This window comes from Nocardiopsis halophila DSM 44494 (assembly GCF_000341245.1).
GTDB lineage: Bacteria > Actinomycetota > Actinomycetes > Streptosporangiales > Streptosporangiaceae > Nocardiopsis_A > Nocardiopsis_A halophila.
Genome location: NZ_ANAD01000079.1, coordinates 1 through 18,327, shown reverse-complemented (window position 1 = coordinate 18,327; position 18,327 = coordinate 1). Strand labels below are relative to the sequence as shown.

At 74.9% G+C, this 18,327-nt stretch carries 14 protein-coding genes and 2 pseudogenes; 7 read left to right on the top strand and 9 right to left on the bottom strand.

Annotation, left to right across the window (positions count from 1 at the left end):
• The first annotated feature begins 2 nt into the window (after positions 1 to 2).
• Positions 3 to 1,127 carry a glycosyltransferase family 4 protein gene (locus D450_RS0110100; protein ID WP_017538550.1) on the top strand — a complete coding sequence of 375 codons (1,125 nt, stop codon included), beginning with the start codon at positions 3 to 5 and terminating at the stop codon, positions 1,125 to 1,127.
• A gap of 458 nt (positions 1,128 to 1,585) precedes the next feature.
• Here D450_RS0110100 and D450_RS0110095 read toward each other — a convergent pair whose 3' ends face one another.
• The 4 genes and pseudogenes from D450_RS0110095 to D450_RS0110080 form a co-directional block, all read right to left on the bottom strand.
• Positions 1,586 to 1,981, bottom strand: a complete 396-nt coding sequence (locus D450_RS0110095) for a type II toxin-antitoxin system VapC family toxin (protein ID WP_017538549.1) — start codon at positions 1,979 to 1,981, stop codon at positions 1,586 to 1,588.
• Positions 1,978 to 2,208, bottom strand: coding sequence for a FitA-like ribbon-helix-helix domain-containing protein (locus tag D450_RS0110090; RefSeq protein ID WP_017538548.1), 231 nt, complete (start codon positions 2,206 to 2,208; stop codon positions 1,978 to 1,980). The genes D450_RS0110095 and D450_RS0110090 overlap by 4 nt, the downstream gene beginning before the upstream one ends.
• A 35-nt stretch (positions 2,209 to 2,243) precedes the next feature.
• Positions 2,244 to 3,139: pseudogene (locus D450_RS35730) on the bottom strand (lysylphosphatidylglycerol synthase domain-containing protein).
• 21 nt (positions 3,140 to 3,160) lie between these two features.
• Positions 3,161 to 3,832 carry a hypothetical protein gene (locus tag D450_RS0110080; RefSeq protein ID WP_017538547.1) on the bottom strand — a complete coding sequence of 224 codons (672 nt, stop codon included), beginning with the start codon at positions 3,830 to 3,832 and terminating at the stop codon, positions 3,161 to 3,163.
• Positions 3,833 to 3,949: 117 nt separating this feature from the next.
• Here D450_RS0110080 and D450_RS0110075 point away from each other — a divergent pair, with 117 nt between their 5' ends.
• Complete coding sequence (locus D450_RS0110075) at positions 3,950 to 4,327, top strand: cyclophilin-like family protein (RefSeq protein ID WP_017538546.1); 378 nt, start codon at positions 3,950 to 3,952, stop codon at positions 4,325 to 4,327.
• A gap of 25 nt (positions 4,328 to 4,352) precedes the next feature.
• Here the strand turns inward: D450_RS0110075 and D450_RS0110070 are convergent, their stop codons facing one another.
• Positions 4,353 to 5,339: an alpha/beta fold hydrolase gene (locus D450_RS0110070; RefSeq protein ID WP_017538545.1), complete on the bottom strand. Its 987-nt coding sequence runs from the start codon at positions 5,337 to 5,339 to the stop codon at positions 4,353 to 4,355.
• Positions 5,340 to 5,432: 93 nt separating this feature from the next.
• Here D450_RS0110070 and D450_RS0110065 point away from each other — a divergent pair, with 93 nt between their 5' ends.
• From D450_RS0110065 to D450_RS0110050, 4 genes are all read left to right on the top strand, one after another.
• A complete protein-coding gene (locus D450_RS0110065) occupies positions 5,433 to 6,149 on the top strand; it encodes a class I SAM-dependent methyltransferase (RefSeq protein WP_017538544.1) in 717 nt (238 codons plus the stop codon).
• Between the two features lie 391 nt (positions 6,150 to 6,540).
• Positions 6,541 to 7,227 (top strand): hypothetical protein, encoded by a 687-nt coding sequence (locus tag D450_RS29900; protein ID WP_241483113.1) that lies wholly within the window; start codon positions 6,541 to 6,543, stop codon positions 7,225 to 7,227.
• Positions 7,224 to 8,402 carry a glycosyltransferase family 4 protein gene (locus D450_RS0110055; RefSeq protein WP_017538542.1) on the top strand — a complete coding sequence of 393 codons (1,179 nt, stop codon included), beginning with the start codon at positions 7,224 to 7,226 and terminating at the stop codon, positions 8,400 to 8,402. Before D450_RS29900 ends, D450_RS0110055 begins: the two co-directional genes overlap by 4 nt.
• A 31-nt stretch (positions 8,403 to 8,433) precedes the next feature.
• Positions 8,434 to 11,037, top strand: a complete 2,604-nt coding sequence (locus D450_RS0110050) for a bifunctional FO biosynthesis protein CofGH (protein WP_083932593.1) — start codon at positions 8,434 to 8,436, stop codon at positions 11,035 to 11,037.
• 84 nt (positions 11,038 to 11,121) lie between these two features.
• Here D450_RS0110050 and D450_RS0110045 read toward each other — a convergent pair whose 3' ends face one another.
• From D450_RS0110045 to cofD, 4 genes and pseudogenes are all read right to left on the bottom strand, one after another.
• The gene (locus D450_RS0110045; protein WP_017538540.1) at positions 11,122 to 12,372 is read right to left on the bottom strand and encodes a glycosyl hydrolase family 18 protein; all 1,251 of its coding nucleotides are present in this window, start codon (positions 12,370 to 12,372) and stop codon (positions 11,122 to 11,124) included.
• A gap of 213 nt (positions 12,373 to 12,585) precedes the next feature.
• Positions 12,586 to 14,161, bottom strand: a pseudogene (locus tag D450_RS29895) (Na+/H+ antiporter).
• A 278-nt stretch (positions 14,162 to 14,439) separates the two neighbouring features.
• Positions 14,440 to 15,726: a coenzyme F420-0:L-glutamate ligase gene (locus tag D450_RS0110035; RefSeq protein WP_017538537.1), complete on the bottom strand. Its 1,287-nt coding sequence runs from the start codon at positions 15,724 to 15,726 to the stop codon at positions 14,440 to 14,442.
• Complete coding sequence (gene cofD / locus D450_RS0110030; RefSeq protein WP_026128469.1) at positions 15,723 to 16,691, bottom strand: 2-phospho-L-lactate transferase; 969 nt, start codon at positions 16,689 to 16,691, stop codon at positions 15,723 to 15,725. The genes D450_RS0110035 and cofD overlap by 4 nt, the downstream gene beginning before the upstream one ends.
• Before the next feature lie 232 nt (positions 16,692 to 16,923).
• Between cofD and D450_RS29890 the strand changes: the two genes are divergently transcribed.
• Positions 16,924 to 18,327, top strand: a 1,404-nt coding sequence (locus D450_RS29890; RefSeq protein ID WP_051063567.1) for a hypothetical protein, incomplete at its 3' end; no start/stop codon positions are given.

Here is an 18,327-nt window from a genome sequence, read left to right as displayed (position 1 = left end):
GCGTGCAGGTGACGCTGGTGGGCCCGGCCCACCCCTACAAGGGCGGCGGGGCCCGGCACACCACCGAGCTGGCCCGCCGGCTCGCGGCCGCCGGGCGCCGGGTGGTGCTGGAGTCGTGGCGGGCCCAGTACCCGGCGCTGCTCTACCCGGGGCGGCAGACGGTGGAGCAGGCCGAGGGGGAGCCGTTCGCGCCCACGGTGCGCGCGATGGCCTGGTACCGGCCGGACACCTGGTGGGCGGCGGGGCGGCGGGCCGCGGCGCGCGGCGGGCTCCTCGCGGTGGCGGTGCTCTCCCCGGTGCAGGTCCCGGCCTACCTGGTGCTGCTGGCGGCGGCGGGGCGCCGGGTGCGCACCGCGGTGGTCGCGCACAACGTGCTCCCGCACGAGCCGCGCCCCGGGGACCGGCCGCTGATGCGGGCGCTGCTGCGCCGGGCGGACACGGTGCTGGTGCACTCCGCGGAGCAGGCGTCGCTGGCGCGGCGCCTGGCGCCGGGGGCGGACGTGCGCGTGGCCGACCTGCCGCCGCACTTCCCCGATGCCCGCGCCCCGGCCGGGCGGGGCCCGGCCCCCTCCCGCCCGGAGGGCTTCCCCCACTACCTCTTCTTCGGCCTGGTGCGTCCCTACAAGGGGGTGGACGTGCTGCTCCGGGCGTTCGCGAAGGGGGCGCCGCCGTCCGCGCGCCTGACGGTGGCCGGCGAGTTCTGGACCGGCGCGGACGCCTACCGCGCCCTGGCGGCCGAGCTGGGGGTGGCCGACCGGGTGGAGCTACGCGAGGGGTACGTCCCGGCGGGGGAGGTCCCGGTGCTGCTGGACGCGGCCGACGTGCTGGTGCTGCCGTACCGGTCGGCGACCTCCACGCAGAACGTGCGGCTGGCCCACGAGCGCGGCCTGCCGGTGGTGGCGACCCGCGCCGGGGCGATGGCCGGGCAGGTCCGCGACGGCGTCGACGGCCTCCTGTGCGCGCCGGACGATCCGGACGACCTGGCGCGGGCGCTGGCGGCCTTCGCGTCTCCGGGCAGGGCCGAGCAGCTCCGCAAGGGCGTCCGCCCGGCCGACACGGACGCGCTATGGAAGGTCTACACAGAGCAGCTGACCGGTTCCCGGGAGAACGTGAGCGGGGACGGCTAGTAGTACTTCGTTAAGTTCCTGGTTTCTCTTTTCCCTGCCCGGTTCCGCCGTCCGCCCGGTTTGCCTGGTTCTCTCGTTGATCTCGGGAAAAACGACCCTTCCCGCCCGTTTTTAGGGTCGTTTTTCCCGAGATCAACGCGGAGCGCCCGGCGGCCTGCGGGCCAGCCGGGGCCGGTGAGCGGGGTGCCGGCCGCGTGGTCGTTGCCGCTGCTGGCGGACCGCGAGGGGCTTGGCGGACGGCAGCGCTGTGGGGCACGCCGCGTGGACGGCGGAACCGGGCAGGGAAAAGAGAAACCAGGAACCTAACGAAGTACTACTAGTATCGCCGCATGGAAGATGCGCATGCCCGGCGGAGGGAGTTCGTTCCCGAGGGGGAGCTGGGGCGTTCTTCCGCCCGAGTGCCGAGCATCGATCTCGACCGCCTCAGGAGCGAGATGGACGAGGTCCTTGAGGCAGGACTATTCGAACACCTCGATCGCGCATCGCGCCGCGCCGCTTCGAGCGATCCGAGCGTCGCTGGTGATTAAAGTTGCGCCGAGGACCTCAGCCAGCGCGACGTAAGTGGCGTCGCAAGCGGACAGGTTCGCGTGGAGCACCTTGATCCGCGGCCACAATGGAGCGGTCTCGTACCGGTCGATGGGGAGTGCCTGGTAATGCGCCATCGCGGCCTCCGCCTGTGGTTCGGAGAGCTTCCGTCCCCGGACCAGGCCGAGAAGTGCCGACATGACTTCGGTGTCCACCAGGTAGGGCGCGGCCGCCTCCTCTTCCTGTGCCGCTCGGGACTTCACCCCCTCGCCCACGGGGCCCTTGATCGCCAGCATCTCCACGAGGGCCGAATTGTCGAGAACGATCACCGCTGGCCTCGTGCTTCATCGATGACGTCGAGGACGTCCTTGACACTGAGATCGGCATCGGCGGTCCAGCGCGCCCTCTCGACGGCCTCGGCGAGCGTCGGCTTCGCGGCTTCGCGTGTGAGGATGCTGCGGACGTAGGCCTGCAGGGACTTGCCGTCCCGAGCCGCTCGGGTCTTGAGCTCCCTCACGGTCTCTTCGGGCATATCGCGGATGGTGAGCGCAGTCATGCCTGCATTGTACATTCAGTGCCTGCAAAGTGCAGTCAAATTGTGGTGGCCGCTCGTCCCGCCCACCCCGCAAGGCCTGCCGCCATCAGGTCCGCCGCCGTCATCACCAATCGGGACAGGGCCGCGACCACCAGGGCCGCGCCAGGGGAAAGGACCGGGGACAGCGCCACCACCAGCACCAGCTCGCGCACGCCGACGCCCGCCGGGGCGATGACGAACAGCACGCCGAGCGTCCAGGCGAGCGCGTAGGCCCCGGCCGCGACCGGCAGGGCGCGCCATCCGGCCCCGTCCGCCCCCGCCGCCAGGGCGCCGATGTGCAGGGACAGCGGGATCCACGCCGCCAGCGTCCACCCCAGCGCCGCGGCGGTGGCGCGGCCGTCGACGTGCACCTCCAAGGGGCGCTTCAGCAGCCGCATCGCCGTGCCCAGCACCGCCTCCACCACCCGGGGGTAAAGTCCGGCCAGTAGCACCGGGGCCAGCAGCAGCACCCACCACCAGCGCCGGGTCGNCCCCCCCCCCCCGCCAGGTTCGCCGCCAGGGTCACTGCCACGGCCTGCACGGTGGCCGCCGCCCCGCGGTGGCGGGGCACATCGTGGTCGCGGGCCAGCTCCACCTGGGCGGCGAACGCCCACACCGACCCCGGAAGGTACTTGCCGAGCTGGCCGACGAACATCGCCCGCGCCGCCGTGGCCGCCGGCAGCGGTGACCCGAGCCCGGCCAGCAGCGACCGCCAGGCCATCATCTGGCCGCCGAGCGCGGCCAGGGCGCCGGCCAGGGAGGCCGGCAGCGTCCACGGGGGCAGCGCTGCGAGCGCGTCGCGCGCCTCGTCCCACCGGTCGGCCAGTGCGAGGGCGGCGAACACCAGCGCGGCGGCGAGGACGGCCAGGCGCACCCTGCGGTCGGAGCGCACGCGGGCGAGGAGGCTGGGCACGGGGCCAGCGTAGTGGGCGGCTCACTCCAGCTCGGTCCGCGACGTCACCTCGCGCGAGAGCAGGATGACCTTCTCCCGCTCGGCGGCGGTGAGCACGGTGAGGAACTGGCTGCCGTTCTTGATGACGTACCCCTCGACCTCCCGGTCGCCCAGTGCGATCCGCTCCCGGGGCACCCACACCTCGTCGCTGATCGCCGAGGCGGCCAGCACCGCGGCCAGGGACAGCAGCCCCACGCGGGCCACGAGCGGGCGGAACAGGTCGCGGGAGGGGCCGTCCCGCAGGTCGACGGCGACCAGCACGGCGAGCCAGACCAGGGCGGCGGCCAGCGCGGCCCAGGCGGCGAAGGCCGCGACCGCCGCCGCGAAGACCGCGGCCAGCGCCGCCACCACCAGCAGCGAGGAGGGGGAGGGGCGGCCTTCGCGCAGGTGGCGCAGGTGCCCGGCGGCCGTCAGCGGCACCAGGGCCGCCAGCAGCCAGGCGGTCACCGGGCCGGCCCCCAGGAAGGTGCCGACCGCGATGGTCACCGCGTCGCCGAAGTCGACCGCGTCGGCCAGGCCGAAGGCGGTGCCCCAGTCGTAGTGGGCGACCGCCATCAGGCGCAGCAGGATGAACATGAACGCGGCCCCGGCGGCCGTGGTCCCGGTGGACCAGAGGGCGCCGGAGCCGCCGCCGGAGTCGGGGCCCTCGCTCATGCCGGGGGCGTTCCCCGGTCCGGGGCGCGGTTCCCCCAGTGGCCGGTATATTTCGAGATGCGAAAATAGAAAATCGCATTATGGACATTGTGCGGCGTGGTGCGGTACACACTCCCCATGCGCATCCGAATCTCCTGGAGCGGCGGCGACGTGAGTGCCGCCCTGAAGCCGACCCCTACCGCCGAGCTCCTCTGGGACGCCCTGCCGTTCTCGGGAACGGCCGCGACCTGGGGTGACGAGGTGTACTTCCCGATCCCGGTGGAGGCCGACCCGGAGCCGGGCGCCGCCGAGGTGGTCGAGCCGGGGGCGGTCTGCTACTGGCTCGCCGGCTCCGCCCTGGCCCTGCCGTTCGGCCCCACGCCGGTCTCCGCGGACGGCGAGTGCCGCCTGGCGAGCGCCGCCAACGTCATGGGCGCCCTCGACGGCGACCCGCGGGTCCTGGAGTCGGTCCGGGCGGGCGAGCGCGTCCGCGTGGAGCGCGCCGAGGAGGACTGAGCCCGGACGGAGCCCGGCCGGGGGCTCAGGCGCCGACCTCCTCCAGGAAGGACGTGATCGCCCCGGCGACGTCCTCCGGACGGGCGACGTGGGGGCCGTGCGCCGCCCGTTCGAGGGGGCGGGCCCGCAGCAGCGGCGCGGTCCGGGACAGCTCGGCGGCCGCGGCCGCGCGCACCACCTCCGGGTAGCGGGCGGGCGCCCCCGGGGGGCGGGGGACCGGGCCGGTGCTCACCAGCGCCAGCACCGGTACCAGGAGCCGGGCGTAGACGCGGTCCGGTGCGAACTCCGCGAAGGCCTCCAGGGCCGCCCGCACGGCGCGCGGCCCGGGCCGGGGCGCGCGCAGCCCGTCCGCCGCCACCGCGGACCGCGCCGCCGAGGCCGCCAGGGCCGACCCCGCCGTCCCCATGGCGCGCAGGCCCTCCAGCACGGCCGCGAACTCCTCGGCGCCCAGCGGGGTCCGGAACGCGGCCGCCTGCTCGGCGGAGTAGGCCCGCGCCAGGTCGACCTGGACGCCCGCCTCCTGCGGCCCCAGCCCCAGGGCGCCGGCGGCGTGCTCGGCCGTCGGCCAGGCGAGGCCGTCCACGTTCACCGCCCCGGCCAGGTCCGAGCGGCGGGCCGCGGCGCAGGCGGCCGCAGCGCCGCCCAGGCCGTACCCGGCCACCAGCGGCCGGTCGGCGTCCAGGTGGCCGATCAGGCGGATCAGGTCGTCCACGAACCCGTCCAGCGACCACGGCGCGTCCCCCGACAGGCCGTGTCCGCGCAGGTCCACGGAGTGGACCGGGCGGTGCTCGGCCAGCAGCCGGGCCACCGGGTCCCACTCCTCCAGCGTGCCGCCGATCCCGTGCAGCAGCACCACCGGCGTGGGCGGCGCCTCCCCGCCGGCCCGGGGCCGGGGGCGCCGGCGCCGACCGTACTCGCGCACGGCCAGCGCCGGCGCCCCCGGGGTCCGCAGCTCGCGCGTGCGCGCCGCCGCGTCCGTCGGTGCCGCCTCCGCCGGTGTCGTCTCCGCCATGGACCGTCCCTCCTGTGCCCGGACACGCTACGGCCGCGCCCGGCCGCCGCGCTGACGGATCGCTGACGCCGGACTGAGGTAAGGTCGGCGCCCGTGGCCCTTCCCGCTCTCGATGACCTCGTCGCCTTCGCCGGACACCGCGTGCACGTGTGCCGGCTCCGCGAGGCCGGCACGCTGCTCGACTGGCTCGGCCGCGACCTGGACGGCCGGGTGGTGCTCGACGTCGCCGGCGGGGACGGCTACTGGGCCGGCCAGGCGCGCAGGCGGGGCGCCCGGGCGGTCTCGGTGGACCTGGCGCGCGGCAAGATGCTGCGCGGCGCGCGGCTCCGGCACGCCCCCGGGCTGGTCGAGGGCGACGCCCTGCGGCTGCCCCTGCGCGACGGCTCGGTGGACGCGGTGATGTCGGTGTGCGCCATCGAGCACTTCGCGGACGGCCCCGCCGCCCTGGACGAGATGGCGCGGGTGCTCAAGCCGGGCGGGCGCCTGGTGATGTCGGCCGACTGCCTGTCCCGGCGCGAGGCCTGGCCGCGGCTGTTCGCGGCCCACCGGCGCCGGTTCCACGTGCGGCGCACCTACACCCACCGGGAGCTGGGCGGGCTGCTCGCCGAGCGCGGGCTGCGCGTGCGCGGGCACTCCTACCAGTTCCGCACCCGCGCCGCCGAGCGCGCCTACCTGTCGCTGTCGGCCCACGGCGGCCGCTACGGGTTCAACGCGGCCGCGCCGCTGGTCCCGCTGGTGGCCCTGGCCGACCGGGCCGCCCCCAACACCCGCGGCAGCATCGTGCTGCTGCGTGCGGTCAAGGAGGCCTGAGACCGCCCGCCTCCGGGGGCGTCGCGCAGACCCCGCTCCGGGTTCACACGCGTCACGCGATCGTCCGCATCCGGCCGGGACGGCGTCCGCGGCGAACCTTCGCCCGCCCGCGGCGCGTTCACCACCAGGCGAGACCGGTGTCGATCGTGACGAATGTCGGTTTCGTCGTGGTTGTCAGATTAAAAGTTCTTTAACCGTCGACGGGTAGCGTGCGGCCTGCGGTGTGGGGGCACCGCGGCGCCGGGCGCGCGTGGACATGGGGGGTGGACGTGCAGGCCGATCTGACCAGAATCGACGCTGCCGACGTGCTGGAGCTGCGGACCTCCGAGGTGGGCGAAGGGGGACTCGCGCTGCGCCGGCACGGGNGGGGCTCCTGCCGGTCGAGCGGGTGGTGCGGTCCGGACGCAGCCTGCGGGCGCCGCTGGGCGGGCTGCCCCTCGAGGACGGGGAGTGGGACGTGCTGTGGGTGGGCCGCGACGGGCGCGCCGACCCGGTGGACACCACCGACCCCGGGGTGCACCTGTCCGACCGCGCCGACTACCTGCGCCGGCCGCGCAGCCGCGAGCTGCGCGCGATCCGCGACGCCGAGGGGCGCCTGCTGCTGCGGGCGACCACCGTCGAGCCCTACGCCGAGGTGGACTGGGTGGAGGTCCCCGCCCCCGGCGGCGACACGGTGACGGTCCGCGGCGTGCTGGCCTACGCCCCCGACCCCGACGGTGCAGGGGCGCCGATGGTCACCGCCCGCCAGCGGGGCCTGGACGGCGTGCTGGAGGCCCCGGCCGAGCTGAACGGGCGCGCGTTCTCCTGCGCGGTCCCCCTGGAGCCGGCGGCGCTGCTCTTCCGCCCTGAGCGCCCGCACAACGAGTGGGACCTGTGGCTGCGCCTGCCCGGTGGGGCCGAGCTGCGCCTGGCCGCCCACGCCGACGACGTCGTCGGCAAGAAGCGCAAGGTCGTCTTCCCCGGCACGGTGCTGGCGCGGGGCGCCGGCCCGGTCCGGGTGCGCCCCTATTTCACCGCCGCCGACGAGCTGTCGCTGCTGGCCACCGCCGCCGGGCCGGCCGGTGGGGGCGCCCGGTGAGAATCGCCTTCGTCATCGCCAACGCCTACGGCATGGGGGGCACCGTCCGCACGGTCTTCAACCTGGCCGAAGGGCTGGCCCGGCACCACGAGGTGGAGATCGTCAGCCTCACCCGGCACAAGGCCGCGCCGTTCTTCGCCGTCCCCGAGGGGGTGCGGCTGCGCGCGCTGTCGGCCACCGGCGCCGCCGCAGAGGAGGAGGGGGCGGACCGGCCCGGCCCGATGGCGGCCTGGTGGCACCGGCGGGCCCGGGCCGTGGTGCCCGAGGCCGAGCGCGAGCGGAACAAGAGCTACTCGCCCGAGGCCGTGGCCGGGCTGCGCCGCTACCTGGCCTCCACCCGCGCCGACGTGGTGGTGGGCACCCGGCCCGGGGTGAACCTGCTGCTCTCGGCCTGGGCGCCCGCCCGGGTGCTGGCCGTCGGCCAGGAGCACATCAACCTCGACGAGCACGCCCCCGAGGTCCGGGCGGCGATCACCCGCCGGTACCCGCGCCTGGGCGGGATGACCGTGCTGACCTCGGCCGACCGCACAGCCTACCGGGAGCTGCTCGGGGCCGGCGACGACTGGCTGGAGGTCATGCCCAACCCGCTGCCTCCCCGCCGCCTGCCCCGCTCCACCCTGGACAACCCGATCATCGCGGCCGCCGGCCGGCTCTCCCCGATCAAGCAGTACCCCAAGCTGCTGGAGGCCTTCTCCTCCGTGGCCGGGAAGCACCCCGAGTGGCGGCTGCGCATCTACGGGGGCGGCAAGGCCGAGGACCGGCTGCGCTCGGAGATCGTGCGCCGAGGGCTGAGCAACCAGGTGCACCTGATGGGACGCACCAAGGACATCACCGGCGAGCTGGCCAAGGCCTCCCTGCTGGCGGTCAGCTCCCGGGTCGAGGGGTTCGGGATGACCATCATCGAAGGGTTCTCGGTGGGGGTGCCCGCGGTGAGCTTCGACTGCCCCTACGGCCCCCGCGAGATCATCGACCACGAGCGGAACGGGCTGCTGGTGCCCGCCCAGGACACCGACGCCCTCGGCGGGGCGCTGCTGCGCCTGGTGGAGGACCGTGAGGCCCGGGTGCGGATGGGCGGCCAGGCCCTGCTCTCCGCCGAGCACTACGCGCTGGAGGGCGTCGTGGAGCGGTGGGAGGACTTCCTGCGGCGGCGCCTGGCCGCGGCGGGCCGGGCCTGAGCCCGCCGGGGCCGCGGCGTATCGTGCCCCCATGACGACGGGTACACCCACGAGCACGCCGCCGACCCCATCCGCGATGCGACGCGCCCTGGCCCGCGCCCGCGACGGCAAGGCCCTCGACCCCTCCGAGGCCGAAGTGCTGCTGCACGCCCGCGGCGCGGACCTGGACCGGCTCCTGGAGGCCGCCGGCCGGGTCCGCGACGCCGGCCTGGAGGCCGCCGGCCGGCCCGGGACCGTCACCTACAGCCGCAACGTGTTCGTCCCGCTCAGCCGCCTGTGCCGGGACCGCTGCCACTACTGCACCTTCGCCACCGTCCCCGGGCGGCTGGAGGCGCCCTTCCTGGAGCCCGACGAGGTCCTGGAGATCGCCCGCCGTGGCGCCGCCGCCGGCTGCAAGGAGGCGCTGTTCACCCTCGGCGACCGCCCCGAGGACCGGTGGGAGGCCGCCCGGGACTGGCTGGACGAGCGCGGCTACGACGACACCCTGTCCTACGTCCGCGCCATGGCGATCGCGGTGCTGGAGGAGACCGGCCTGCTGCCCCACCTCAACCCGGGCGTGCTGTCCTGGGCCGACTTCCAGCGGCTCAAGCCGGTCGCCGGGTCCATGGGCATGATGCTGGAGACCACCTCCGAGCGGCTCTTCACCGAGCGCGGGCAGCCGCACTACGGCAGCCCGGACAAGGACCCGGCGGTGCGCCTGCGGGTCCTGCAGGACGCCGGGCGCTGCTCGGTCCCCTTCACCTCCGGCATCCTCATCGGCATCGGGGAGACCCCGGCCGAGCGGGCCGACTCGGTGTTCGCGCTGCGCCGGGCGCACCGCGAGCACGGGGCGGTGCAGGAGGTGATCGTGCAGAACTTCCGCGCCAAGCCCGGCACCGCGATGATGCACCGCCCCGACGCCGACCTGCAGGACCTGGCGGCCACGGTGGCCGTCACCCGGCTGGTGCTGGGGGCCCGGGCGCGGGTGCAGGCCCCGCCCAACCTCATCGGCGACGACTACGGGCTGATGCTGCGGGCCGGGATCGACGACTGGGGCGGCGTCTCCCCGGTCACCCCCGACCACGTCAGCCCCGAGCGCCCCTGGCCCCAGGTGGAGGAGCTGGAGCGGCGCACCGCCGAGCACGGGTTCGCCCTGGCCGAGCGGCTCACCGCCTACCCCGAGTACGTGCGGGCCGGCGAGCCCTGGCTGGACCCGCGGCTCTCGGCGCACGTGGCGGCGCTGGCCGACCCGGACACCGGGCTGGCCCGGCCCGGTGCCGTCCCGCACGGCCTGCCCTGGCAGGCCCCCGACCCCGCGCTGGCCGCGGCCGGCCGCACCGACCTGCACACCGGCATCGACGCCGAGGGCCGCACCGCCGACCGCCGCGGCGACTTCGACGCGGTCTACGGGGACTGGGAGGCGCTGCGCGGCCGGGCCTCGGGCGCCGCGGCGCCCGCCGCCGCGGGCGATGCGCAGGTGCGCCGGGCGCTGCGCTCGGCCGAGCGGGACCCGGCGGGCATCACCGACGACGAGGCGCTGGCGCTGCTGCGCGCGGACGGCCCGGAGCTGGAGGAGCTCGCGCGGCTCGCCGACCACCTGCGCCGCGAGGCGGTCGGCGACGCCGTCAGCTTCGTGGTCACCCGCAACATCAACTTCACCAACGTCTGCTACACCGGCTGCCGCTTCTGCGCCTTCGCCCAGCGCCGCACCGACGCCGACGCCTTCACCCTGTCGCTGGAGCAGGTCGCCGACCGGGCCGCCGAGGCCTGGGAGGCCGGCGCCGGCGAGGTGTGCATGCAGGGCGGCATCCACCCGGACCTGCCCGGCACCGCCTACTTCGACCTGGCGCGGGCGGTCAAGGAGCGGGTCCCCGGCCTGCACCTGCACGCCTTCAGCCCGATGGAGGTGGCCAACGGGGCGGCCCGCTGCGACCTGCCGGTGCGGGCGTGGCTGGAGCGGGCGCGCGAGGCCGGTGTGGACTCGCTGCCCGGCACCGCCGCGGAGATCCTCGACGACGACGTGCGCTGGGTGCTGACCAAGGGAAAGCTCCCGGCGGCGCAGTGGATCGAGGTGGTGACCACCGCGCACGACCTGGGGATGCCCACCACCTCCACGATGATGTACGGGCACGTGGACCGGCCGGACCACTGGGTGGCGCACCTGCGGCTGCTGCGCCGGCTCCAGGAGCGCTCGCTGGAGCGCAACGGGCGCCCGGGGTTCACCGAGTTCGTGGCGCTGCCGTTCGTGCACACCAACGCGCCGGTGTACCTGGCCGGGCTGGCCCGTACCGGGCCGACCGCGCGGGAGAACCGGGCGGTGCACGCGCTGGCGCGGATCCTGCTGCACGGCGCGGTCGACAACATCCAGTGCTCGTGGGTGAAGCTGGCCGAGGACACCTGCCGGGACCTGCTCCGCGGCGGGGTCAACGACGTGGGCGGCACCCTGATGGAGGAGACCATCTCCAGGATGGCCGGGTCGGACCAGGGCTCCTACAAGACGATCGGCGACATCCGCGCGCTGGTGGAGCCGACGGGGCGCCCGCTGCGGATGCGCACCACGCTCTACGGGGACGTCCCCGAGGAGCGGCGCCGGGCCGCCGAGGCCGCCGACGGGGTGGCCGCGAGCGTGCGCCGGCCGCGGCTGCCGATGGCCTGATCAGGACGGCCTGAGCAGGGGGGCGCCCCTGCCCCCGCACACCCGGGGCAGGGGCGCCCGGCCGTCAACGCGCCGGGAGGAGGGCTAGCACGCTCCGACGGCCTTCCAAGGGCCCCACTCGGAGTCCTGGGGCGTGTCGCCCCGGGTCCAGTGGCGCGCTTCGTACACGGTGCCCTCGTAGGAGACGCGGTCGCCGCCGGTGTAGACGGTGCCGGAGTCCCAGGCGGGCTCCTCGCAGTCACCGGGCGGGTCGGTCGTGGGGGTCGGCGACGGCGACGGACTGGTCGTGGGGGTGGGCGAGGGGGACGGGCCGCCGCCCAGCCGGGCGGAGATGTCCCGGGCGAACCGGTAGCCGTTGGTCGCGTCCCAGTTGATGGACCAGGTCATCACCCCGCCGATGGGGCCGTAGGGCTCGGCGGGCGTGAAGGAGCCGCAGTTGCTCCCGGTCTCCAGGCAGTCCAGGGCGGCGATGACGTTGGAGGTGGGCTGGTGCCCGCCGCCGGCCGCCTGCGGCGTGGCCGGCAGGCCGAGCCCGACCTGGTCCGGGCGCAGTCCCAGCTCCAGCTGGATGCAGGCCTGGGCGGTCAGGAAGTCGACCGTGCCCTGGCTGTGGACCTGGTCGTCGCAGCCCATCATCGACCCGGAGTTGTAGTACTGCATGTTGACGATGGTCAGGATGTCCGGGATGGCCTGGGCCAGCTTGTAGTAGTCGTAGCTGGGCGCCTGGAAGTCGATGGTCTGCGGCGCCATCGTGATGATCGTGTCGCCGCCGGCCCGGGAGTGCAGGTCGCGCAGGGCGTCCTCCATGTACCGGGCGTTGATGCCGTGCTCCAGGTCGATGTCGATCCCGTCGAACCCGTACTCCTGCATCAGGTCGTGGGCGCTCCGGGCGAACCCGGCGGCCTGCTCGGCGTTGGTGACGTCGACGTGGCCCTTCTGGCCGCCCACCGAGATGATCACCTTGCGGCCCTCGGCCTGGATGCCGGCGATGTCGTCCTTGAACTGCTGCTCGGTGTAGCCGCCGAGCTCGTCGGAGGCCAGGTTGAAGGTGATCCCGCCGGGAGTCCCGGCGAGGTTGTCGGCGAAGGCGACGGCCACCATGGTGTATTCGGACGGCACCTCCGACAGCGGCAGGGTCGTCGACCCGTTGTCGAAGTTGTGCCAGTAGCCGGTGAGCCAGGGCCCGGCGGCGGCCTCGGCGGAGGTCTCGGAGGCCAGCGCGGCGTCGGTGGCCGGGGCCGGGGCCGGTAGGAGCGAGACGGCGGCTGCGATGCCTGCGGCGGCGGCCGCCAGGGCGGTGGCGGCTGCGGCGCCGCGCGTGCGGAGGGGACGCATGGGGGATACTCCCTTGTCCGTTTTCCGTGAGCGGGATACGGCCGTGACAAGCGGTTCTGTGCTGCGCAGCGGTGCCTCCACCGGCACTCTCCCCCCGGCGCCGGAGGGATGTGGGACGCCGGTGAACCGCAAGAAACGTAAGCGGCGCGCGGGGTGGCCGTCAATGGAACAGAAAAGAAAGTTTTCCATTAAAAGGGGGCGGGCCCTTCCCCGTCACGCCCCGCCGGTGTGCCCGGGGGGGTCGCGCAGGTCGATCTGCCGGCGCACCGCCTGCAGCGTCTCGTGCCCGATGGCCCCGTCCCGGTAGAGCCGGTTCAACGCCTCCCGCTGGGCCCGCGCCAGCTCGTGCCGCAGGAACAGGTCGCCCCGCACGTGCCTGCTCACCCGTGAGCGGGCCTGCTCGTCCTCGCCCAGGACCGCGCGGGCCTGACGCACCTGGACCTTGTGCACCTGGCGGTGCCGCTCGGCCGCGCGCTCGTCCACCCGGCCCTGTGCGGTCAGCTCGTCCAGCCGGGACAGCGCCGCCCGTCCCATCGCCTCCTCGGCCACCGCGTACTCGCGCCGGGTGTCCTCCCCGCCCGCCAGCCCGGTCCAGCGCAGCACCAGCGGCAGCGTCGCTCCCTGGCCCACCAGCGTGCCCAGCACGACCACCGCCGCGAAGTACAGCAGCACGTTGCGGTCGACGAAGTAGTCGCCGTCCAGGGTCTGCGGCAGCGACAGCGCGATCGCCAGCGAGATCGCCCCGCGCATCCCGCACCACCCGATGACGAACCGCTCGCGCGGCGCGAGCGCGCCGGTGGCGTCCGCGCCGCCCGGCCGCACCCGCCGCACCAGAGGCGGCACCAGCATCTCCCAGGCCAGCCGGACCGCCACCGCCGTGCCCAGCACCGCCGCGCCGCCCAGCGCCAGCCGCACCCACGACAGCCCGGCCACCGCCTCGAACACCGCGTGCAGCTGCAGGCCCAGCAGCACGAACAGCACCGACTCCAGCACCATCACCAGGCCCCGCCACACCGTCTGGCCGGTGACCCGCACCTTGGCCGGCAGCATCCCCTCCACCCGGGTGCCCAGGTAGAACCCGGCGACCACGGCCGCCAGCACCCCGGAGAACCCGGCGATGTCGGCCGGGATGTAGGCCACGAACGGGACCATGAGGGAGAGCACCAGCTGGCTGTTGGGGTCCCGCAGGCGGCGCCGGAACCAGGCGGTGCCCACCGCGACCCCCGCGCCCCACACCACCCCGCCGACGACCACCTTGGCCAGCTCGACCGTGCCCGCGGCCACCGTGAGCGGGGTGGACATGGCCGCCACCGCTAGGGAGAACAGGGTCAGCGCCACCCCGTCGTTGATCAGGCTCTCCCCCTCCAGCAGGGTGACCACCCGCTTGGGGGCGCCGACCCGCTTGAGCACCGCCGCCGAGGCGACCGCGTCGGTCGGGGCCACCGCCGCGCCCAGCGCGATCGNCCCCCAGCCACACCCCCCCGGCGATGGCGAACGCCGTGACCAGCGTCATCACCACCGCCAGCGCGATGATGGGGCGCGCCTCGGCGCGGATGTCGCGGGGCGAGGAGAAGAAGGCGGCGCTGTAGATCAGCGGCGGCAGGAACACCAGCAGGATGACGTCGGGGGACAGCCGCACGTCGGACAGGCCGGGCACGAACCCGGCCGCCGCGCCCAGCGCGACCAGCACGATCGCCTCGGGGATGCCCAGCCGCCCGGCCAGCAGCCGCCCGGCGAAGACGGTCACCCCGATCAGCACCGCGGCGAGGATCAGCAGATCGTCACTCACCCGCGCGTCCCCCCTGTGCTCGCCCCGCAGGCCCAGGGTGGCACCGGGGCGCGCCCGGCGCCCGGCGCCACGGCGGCGACCGGGCGGAACGGGCGCGGATCACACCGGGCCGCCAGGGCGGGCTCCTTGGACCGGGCCCGACCGCGCGGTGTTCGGGCGCCGCCCCCGCCGCGCACTCCTCAGGCGGGGCTCCGCCGGCGACGGCGCACCCGGGCCGCGGCTCCCCCCCTCCGCCTCCGGGAACTCCGCCCGCTACGGCCCCGAGCCGATGAACACGCCTAGCGCACCGCGATGAACGCCTCCGGGTCCCTCGGCGGGCGGTCCTTGGGAGGCTCGGCGGCGCGGCCGACCGCGACCGAGCCCATCGGCTGCCAGTCCCCGGGCAGGTCGAGCACGGCGCGCACGGTGTCCGGGCAGAACATCGTGGAGGAGACCCAGGCCGACCCCAGGCCCTCCATCGCCAGTCCCACCAGCAGGTTCTGCACGCCCGCGCCCATCGCCACCAGGAACATCGACCGCTCGGCCGAGGCCCGCCGCTCGTCTGGGTAGGGGTGGGCGCCGTCCGCGACCAGGCAGGGCACCACCAGGTAGGGGGCGTTGCGCAGCACGTCCCCGCGCCGGGTCCGGCGGGCGATCGCCTCCTCGGAGAACCCGTCGGCCCGCAGGTCGGCCGTCCAGTCGGCGTGCATGGCCTCCAGCAGGCGCTTGCGCGTCCCGGCGTCCTCCACCAGCACGAACCGCCACGGGGTGGTGTGGTGCGGCGCCGGCGCGGTGATCGCGGCCGCCACCGCCCGGCGCACCGCGGCCGGGTCCACCGGCTCCCCGGTGAAGGCGCGGACCGTGCGCCGCGCGGGGACCACGTCGCGCGAGCCGTAGCGGAACAGGTCCTCGTCGGCGGGGCGCACCAGCGCCGCCGCGCCGGGGCCGTCCTCCTCGGTGACCAGCCCCTCCAGGCCGCGCACCAGCGCCACCGGCACCCCGGAGGCCTTGCCCTTGACCAGCTCGCCGGCGGCGGCGATCTCGTCGGCCACCGCGTTCACGGTGGCCTCCAGCAGGTTGCCGTGGCCGTCCCGGCCGCCGCGCAGGTCCAGCAGCGGCACCAGTCCGGCGGCGCCGATCGCCACGTCGGTCTGGCCGTTGCGCCAGGGGCGGCCGAAGGTGTCGCTGACGACCACGCCCACCCGCGCGCCCGTGCGCGCGCGCAGGCCGGACCGCAGCCGCCGCGCCGAGGCGTCGGGGTCCTCGGGCAGCAGCAACACGTGGCCGGGGGCGACGTTGGAGGAGTCCACCCCGGCCGCCGCCATCACCAGCCCGGTGCGGGTCTGCACGATGCGGGTGTCCCCGCGGCGCGCCACCACCCGCTCGGTCTCCTCGGCGACGGCCGCGTCGCGGTCCTGGCGCCGGATCCGCCCCTCGGCCTTGCTGAGGATCTTGGAGGTCACCACCAGCACGTCGCCGTCGCGCAGCTCGGCCGCGCCTGCGATGAGCGCGGCCACGTCGTCGCCGGGCGCCACCTCGGGCAGCCCGGCCACGGGGCGGACCCCGACCGGCCCGGGGGCGCTCATCCGCGCCGCTCCTTGATCCGCAGACCCAGGTCGAGGGCGGCGCGGGCGATCCCGGCGGTCGCGTCCGCGTCCGTCATGTACAGGGGGCGGGACTCCACCTCGATGCCGGCGGCCTCCACCCCGGCGTCGGCCTCGTCCACGAGCCAGCCGTCCAGCAGGCCGGGGCCGTAGTGCTCGGCCACGGCGCGCGCCGAGGTCTCCACCCCGATCGCGGCCAGGCAGGCGTCGGCCATGCCCCGCACGGGCGCGCCGCCGATGATGGGGGAGACGCCGACGACGACGGCCTCCTCCAGGGCCTCGCGGATCCCCGGCACGCCGAGGACCGAGCCCACGCTGACCACGGGGTTGGACGGGGGCAGCACCACCAGGTCGGCCTCGCGCACCGCCTCCAGCACCCCGGGGGCGGGCCGGGACTCCTCGGCGCCCACCGACACGATCTTCTGCGCCGGGAGCCGCGCCCGGTGCCGGATCCACCACTCCTGGAAGTGGATCGCCCGGCGCCCCTCGCCGTCCTCGACGACCACGTGCGTCTCCACCTGGTCGTCGGTCATCGGCAGCAGGCGCACGCCCGGCCGCCACCGCTCGCACAGCGCTTCGGTGACCGCCGAGAGGGGGAACCCCGCGGCGAGCATCTGCGAGCGCACGATGTGCGTGGCGGTGTCCCGGTCGCCCAGCCCGAACCAGGTGGGCTTCATCCCGTAGGCGGCGAGCTCCTCCTTGACGGTGAACGACTCCTCGGCGCGGCCCCAGCCGCGCTCCTCGTCGATCCCGCCCCCGAGGGTGTACATCACGGTGTCCAGATCCGGACAGACCCGGAGTCCGAACAGGGTGATGTCGTCACCGGTGTTCCCGATGACGGTGATTGCCGATTCGCTCTCTCGGCCCGATACGATCCCCAGCGTCGCCTTGAGGCCGCGGAGGAACCGCGCGCCTCCGATGCCGCCGGCCGGCACGACTATCCGCATGGGGCCAAGTCTGGCAGGCTGTGGCCCGCATGTGCGCGGCGGACCCCTGTGACGCCTGCGACGGCGGGGGCGCACCGGACGCCGCCGCCCCGTCCCCGCACCTTTCCGGGGCCGCGGTCCGGATCACCCCTTGGGGCTCCTCTCGCCGGGGAGACGGCCGGTGGGCTTGACAGACTGTCCATATGCAAAGCTTCCACCGTCGCGACAGCGAAGCAGCGGAGGGGAACCTCTCTTGAACAACGACGCAATCAACGGCTTGCGGGTACCCGCCGCCTGGGCGCTGCTCGGCGCCGTGGCAGCGCGGATGCTCGGGGGCTTCATCAGGCTCTTCGGCGGAGAGGACGTCGTCCACAGCTTCGCCGGTGCCGGCACGGTCTTCTTCGACCCGATCACGGTCGGGCTGGTCGCCCTGGCGGCCGTGCTGGTCGTCACGGCGCCGAACAGGACGGCCGCGAACTTCCCGATCGTGCTCACCGGCATGATCATGCTCGGGCTCGGGGCGCTGATGGCCCTGCTCACGCTGATCATGTCCTTCGTGAGCGCCTCCGAGCTCGGCATGATGGCGAACGGGTTCGCCTCCCTGTTCGAGATCGCGGGGAGCGCCGCGATCCTCGCCTTCGCCTTCATCTACCTGATCAAGGTCTTCGGCGACCCGAGCCTGGTGGTGCGCTCGCAGCCGGCCCCGCAGATGGGGCCGATGGGCCAGCCGGGCCAGCCGCAGGGGTACGCGCCGCCGACCGGCGGGCAGCCCGCCTTCGGCGCGCCGAACCCGACGGAGACCTTCTCCGCCCAGCCGCAGGCCGGCTACGACCCCTACGCCCCGCAGGCGCAGGACCCGCAGCAGGCGCAGCAGATGTACGGCCAGGACCCGGCTCAGGCGTACGGGACCGGCGGCCAGCCCGCTTACGGTGACGCTTACCAGCAGCAGGACCCGTACCAGCAGGCCTATGCTCAGGATCCGGCTCAGGCGTACGGGACCGGCGGCCAGCCCGCTTACGGTGACGCTTACCAGCAGCAGGACCCGTACCAGCAGGCCTATGCTCAGGATCCGGCTCAGGCGTACGGGACCGGCGGCCAGCCCGCTTACGGCGATGCTTACCAGCAGCAGGACCCGTACCAGCAGGCCTATGCTCAGGATCCGGCTCAGGCGTACGGGACCGGCGGCCAGCCCGCTTACGGTGACGCTTACCAGCAGCAGGACCCGTACCAGCAGGCCTATGCTCAGGATCCGGCTCAGGCGTACGGGACCGGCGGCCAGCCCGCTTACGGTGACGCTTACCAGCAGCAGGACCCGTACCAGCAGGCCTATGCTCAGGATCCGGCTCAGGCGTACGGGACCGGCGGCCAGCCCGCTTACGGTGACGCTTACCAGCAGCAGGACCCGTACCAGCAGGCCTATGCTCAGGATCCGGCTCAGGCGTACGGGACCGGCGGCCAGCCCGCTTACGGTGACGCTTACCAGCAGCAGGACCCGTACCAGCAGGCGTACGCTCAGGATCCGGCTCAGGCCTACGGCACGGGTGGTCAGCCGGCGTACGGGGACGCGTACCAGCAGGCCTATGCTCAGGATCCGGCTCAGGCCTACGGCACGGGTGGTCAGCCGGCGTACGGGGACGCGTACCGGCAGGCGTACGGC